This is a genomic window from bacterium (assembly GCA_029210545.1).
Classification (GTDB): Bacteria; BMS3Abin14; BMS3Abin14; order BMS3Abin14; family BMS3Abin14; genus JARGFV01.
Window position 1 is genome coordinate 1 of sequence record JARGFV010000158.1, and the last position, 4,802, is coordinate 4,802.

At 55.9% G+C, this 4,802-nt stretch carries 6 protein-coding genes; 5 read left to right on the forward strand and 1 reads right to left on the reverse strand.

Going from position 1 to position 4,802, the window contains the following annotated elements:
• Positions 1 to 104 precede the first annotated feature (104 nt).
• Entirely contained in the window at positions 105 to 569 is a 465-nt protein-coding gene (locus P1S46_11580) for a hypothetical protein (GenBank protein MDF1537115.1), read from the forward strand.
• A 107-nt stretch (positions 570 to 676) separates the two neighbouring features.
• Complete coding sequence (locus P1S46_11585; protein MDF1537116.1) at positions 677 to 1,195, forward strand: YSC84-related protein; 519 nt, start codon at positions 677 to 679, stop codon at positions 1,193 to 1,195.
• A gap of 717 nt (positions 1,196 to 1,912) precedes the next feature.
• Here P1S46_11585 and P1S46_11590 read toward each other — a convergent pair.
• On the reverse strand, positions 1,913 to 2,305 hold the full coding sequence (locus P1S46_11590) for a hypothetical protein (GenBank protein ID MDF1537117.1): 393 nt from the start codon (positions 2,303 to 2,305) through the stop codon (positions 1,913 to 1,915).
• Between the two features lie 353 nt (positions 2,306 to 2,658).
• Here P1S46_11590 and P1S46_11595 point away from each other — a divergent pair, with 353 nt between their 5' ends.
• From P1S46_11595 to P1S46_11605, 3 genes are all read left to right on the forward strand, one after another.
• A complete protein-coding gene (locus P1S46_11595; protein MDF1537118.1) occupies positions 2,659 to 4,065 on the forward strand; it encodes a tetrathionate reductase family octaheme c-type cytochrome in 1,407 nt (468 codons plus the stop codon).
• Positions 4,066 to 4,135: 70 nt separating this feature from the next.
• Entirely contained in the window at positions 4,136 to 4,450 is a 315-nt protein-coding gene (locus P1S46_11600; GenBank protein ID MDF1537119.1) for a hypothetical protein, read from the forward strand.
• Between the two features lie 38 nt (positions 4,451 to 4,488).
• On the forward strand, positions 4,489 to 4,802 hold a 314-nt coding region (locus tag P1S46_11605; GenBank protein MDF1537120.1), incomplete at its 3' end, for a hypothetical protein.

Here is a 4,802-nt window from a genome sequence, read left to right on the forward strand (position 1 = left end):
AGGAAAGGGAAAACCACGCTTTTCCCTTTCCGTGGAGCGAAAAGTCCCGGATTGGACTTTTTGCGACCCTATCAACAGCAGACATCCTGGAAGGGGGGAATCTCATGAATCGACATGCCGTCATCAGCCTGATTTCAGGTCTTATCCTGCTCGCGGGGACCTGCTCTGCCCGGGCGGTGGAGATCCTCGATCCCCACAAGGAGCCTGCCCGGTGCCTCAGCTGTCATACCGCCACCCCGACTGTGGAGGATATTGAAAACGGTGAACTTCTGCTCCACATGGATGGGATCGACGAAACCTGCCACATGTGCCATCCCTACGACTGCTGCCGGATCTACGCCCTCAAGGGACACAATCACCCGAGCAACGTCGGCAAATGGGACGTGGAACATTTCACCGAACCTGAAACGCTGCCTCTTTTCGACGGTTTCATCACCTGCAACACCTGTCACTTCCACCGGCAGGCGCAGGTCCAGGGAGACAACTATTTTATGGTGCGGATAGTTAGAGTTGGACTGGACCGGGTCGACTGGACAGCCCTTTGCCATGATTGCCACGTCGACTATTAAAAAAGGCCATCGCCTTTCTTTAATAGTAAAAATGATGGAGGAGGTTGGATTTGAAGAGCGCGATAATAAGAAAACGCCCCTTGGCACATCTTTCTCTGACAGCCTTTATGACGGCAATTCTTCTCATCATCCTTTTTTCAGCCGCTTCAGCGGCTGAAAAAAGGGAGATCGACGTCAGCGTGAACGTCGCCCTGGAGCAGTTCCACAAGAAGGTCAAGGGGGCGGATCAGTTCCTGGCCGGTTCCAGGGGGTACCTCGTCTTTCCCAGGGTGGTGAAAGCCGGCCTCGGGATCGGGGGAGAGTACGGTGAGGGAGCCCTTCGCATCGGGGACAAAACAGCTGCCTATTACAGCACCGCGGCCGCCTCCATCGGCCTGCAGCTGGGTGTCCAGAAGAAGAGCATCATCATCGTGTTCCTTACTGCCGGGGCCCTGGATAAGTTCCGCAACAGCGAGGGGTGGGAGGTCGGCGTGGACGGCTCGGTGGCCCTCCTCGAGGTAGGGGCCGGCGCCTCCATCGACACCACCAACGTAAGGGACCCCATCGTGGCGTTCGTTTTCGGCCAGAAGGGGCTGATGTACAATTTGACCCTGGAGGGGTCGAAATTTACAAAGCTGGATAAATAAATTCCAGATTCCACATTCCAGATTCCAAAGAGTCAAAAGCCATAACGCAGATGGCCGCCCTTCCCCTCGACAGGCTCCGTTCGACTAGCCCGGACTATCCGTTTCAGACTCCTGGCTTAAGTTTTTCGAAAGGTAATTCAGCGAAAAACGGGGAAACATATGGCATATCTGGTAGATAGCCATCACATTTCACCTGCTAAATGCCAATTATTCCAGGAAACATCCAAAATAAGGGGCATTTCGAAAAACTCATCGCAACGTGTCGGTAACGTCCTACACGTTGCCAGCTCACGACAGGCGGGACTTTTCCTGGCTCCTTAATGTCCTGGGGAAAGGGAAAACCACGCTTTTCCCTTTCCTTACAATGACTGCTGATAGATCACCAAAGTCTGTGCGTAACTTTGGGGCCAACGGGACCCCGTTTAGTGTTGGGAGCTATTTTTGGCATCCCGTTGACAGGGGGGTACAGGCCTACTTCATCCTATCTGCGTTAAGCAGCTCTTGCTGCTTTTACAGGACAGGGGATTGCTTCGCGCAGCATCAGCTCGCAATGACTGCGGGGCTGGATTCCGGCTCATCACGCCTTTGCCCGGCGTGATGTCCGGAATGACGGTGGGATGGGTGCCTTCCCCCAGTCCTTCGCTCTTCTCCGTGTCACTTCCGTCTACGTCCTTCGGACTTCGCCGTGACAAGCCGATTTTCTCCGTTTCAGTCTTTTCAGTCCTCAACCGCAGCCAGGGCACCGCCGCCCGGAAAGTGATGGCTGCCAGGATAATGACACCCCCCATCACCGCCATGGGGCCCGGCACCTCTCCGATGGCGAGGAACGTCCAGACCGGGTTCATGAAAGGAAGGCACACCAGGGCGGTCAGTACGTTGCCCAGGAATATTGATCATGGTGGCCGCGAAGGCCGCTGCCCCCGAAAGCTGACACCTGGACCAGGTGAACCTCATGCTTGGAAAAGCTGCGTAGACAACCACGGCGGCCAGGGCGCTGCGAATTCCCGCGATAGCCATGGCATTCAAGGGGACCCACTTGATGAGGGCTCCGCCGAGGCTCCAGCAGAAGGCAGCGCCCACAAGAAGGGCGATGGCCAGTGAGCGGCTCACAAGGTAATTCCCTTATGTGGAAAGTAAAAATCAGGTGCACAGGTGCACTTTGGCGCTATCAATTGCCAGGATCAACTACCCGCTGAAAGCAAAAAAAGGCAAGTTCCGGGGTCCTGCGACCTCATGCCATTCCGTGACGATCGTTTGATCCAGAAATGCCATTCCGACCTTCCCCTTAATTACAAAATCACACTTGACTCTATCATCAAATTCGTATATACAAAAACTGTAAAAATACTAAGTTGTCTAGTTTTGTATTTTTTTAATTTTCCCGCTTTCTGGCTATTCAAAACCATAAGCGGCAGGAATACAGCAGAAAAACCGCATGAAATAGCGGCAGGAGGTTGACTGGCATGAAAATCAGTATACCGCTCACGATCATCCTTGCCCTGGTCGCCGTTATGGCTGTTCAAAGCCCGGCCACGGCTTCAGAAGACCACACCGAGTATCTCGAAGGTCCCTTCAGGACCGGGGAGGAGGTCACCGCCGCTTGTCTCGACTGCCACGAGGAGCAGGCCGAACATTTCCTCGAAACGTCTCACTACAAGTGGAAGGGCCTGCCCCGTACGATCGATGGTTTGGAAAAGAGCAAAAAGGAGTACGGCAAGGCCAACCTGATCAACAATTTCTGCGTGGACATCGAGGCCAGCCGCGCATTCTGCACCAAGTGCCACGCCGGTTACGGCTGGGAGGACGGGGCCGACCCGCAGATGGATGTCGGCAGGATCGACTGTCTTGTCTGTCATGCCAGCAAGGGGCACTACCAGAAATCCATGGCTGGCCTGCCCGACCCGAAAATGCTCGAAAATGGCCGGATGGACCTGCTGGAGGCAGCCAGGAGCGTGGGGCCTCCCGACAGGAAGAACTGCGGGGTATGTCACTTCTTTGCCGGCGGCGGGGATGCCGTCAAGCACGGCGACCTGGATTCGAGCCTCATCAAGCCGAAACCCGAGCACGACATCCACATGGGCGGTTCCACCGACATGACCTGCCAGGAGTGCCACATCACCAGGGACCACCGCATCGCGGGGGCATCCACTTTCATGGCCACCAACGACGGCAGGGTGGCCTGCGAAGACTGCCACCGGGATCCCCACCGGGACTCCAACAGCGTGAACCTGCTCAATATCCACACCAGGACGGTGGCTTGCCAGACCTGCCACATCCCCTTCTTCTCCAAGGGTCAGGCCACCAAGATGAGTTGGGACTGGTCCACAGTGGGTCAGGACATCGAGCCCGCGGAGCAGTTCGGTAAGGAGACCTTCGCGCGTCACAAGGGAACGTTCGTGTGGGCCAGGGACGTCGCGCCACGGTACGCCTGGTACAACGGCAAGACCCGCCGCTACCTGAAGGGTGACAAGGTCAAGGACACCTCCGGTCCCGTGATCATCGCCCAACCGGTGGGCGCCATCAGTGACAAGGGGTCCAGGATCTATCCCTTTAAAGTGTTCACGGGGAAGCAGCCCATGGACTCAAAACTCAAACACCTGCTGATCTTTCAGAGTTACGGCGGCCTGTGGTCCGACTACGACTGGGAAAACGCCCTGCAGGCAGGCGCAGAATCCTCGGGGTTGCCCTACAGCGGTGAGTTCACTTTTGTCTCTACCGTGAGTTACGGCAGCATCAACCACGAGGTCGCTCCCAAGGAGCAGGCCCTCGATTGCGGCGACTGCCACTTCGGCAGGGACAAGAGGATGGACTGGGAAGCCCTCGGCTACGAAGGCGATCCCATGCGGGTGGGCGTCCGCAAGGCAAAATGATCATAAGCAAATTATCGACAGGGGAGAACGGTCTCCCCTTAAGCAGGGATAAGCACCCATGGAGGAAAAGATGAAAACGGCAAAAATTCTGGCTTTGACGCTGGCGGTCACGCTGTGCTTCGCGATCGTTTCCGGAGCGGCGCAGGCCGAGGACAAGATCAAGGTCAAGGGAATCATCGTAACCTTCGATCTCGATGAGAGGACCGTCACCGTGGACATCGACGGTGCAGAGATGACCTTTTATATCGAGAACGACGTCGCGCTTTTCAAGCTCGACGACCGCCTCTGGGAGGGCGACGAGGTGAAGATCAAGTACGTCGTCGAGGACGGGAAGAACGTCGTCAAGGAAGCCAATGATCTCAAGGGCACCAAGCCGGGCTGCTGAGAAACCTGAATCAAGACTGGATTAAGGAGGAAATTCCAATGAAAAAGCTAACCGCACTGCTCATCGTAGTTATGCTCGCGATCCCCTTCTCCGCTTTCGCCCTCTCCCAGGAGGAGATCGAAAAGGAGATCGGGAATCTCAAGGAGCAGGTGAACGACCTGTCCAAAGACAACGAGAAGCTCAACAACAGGCTCAAGTCCTCCCGTTCTCCCATCACCATCAGAGGTGACTACCAGTTCCGCATCGACGTGCTGGAGGGGACGGTACATGATTACTACCAGTTCAACCCCTATGACCCCATGAACCCGATCCAAACGGATGGCTACGATGTGGAGAACTCAGACCTGTGGAC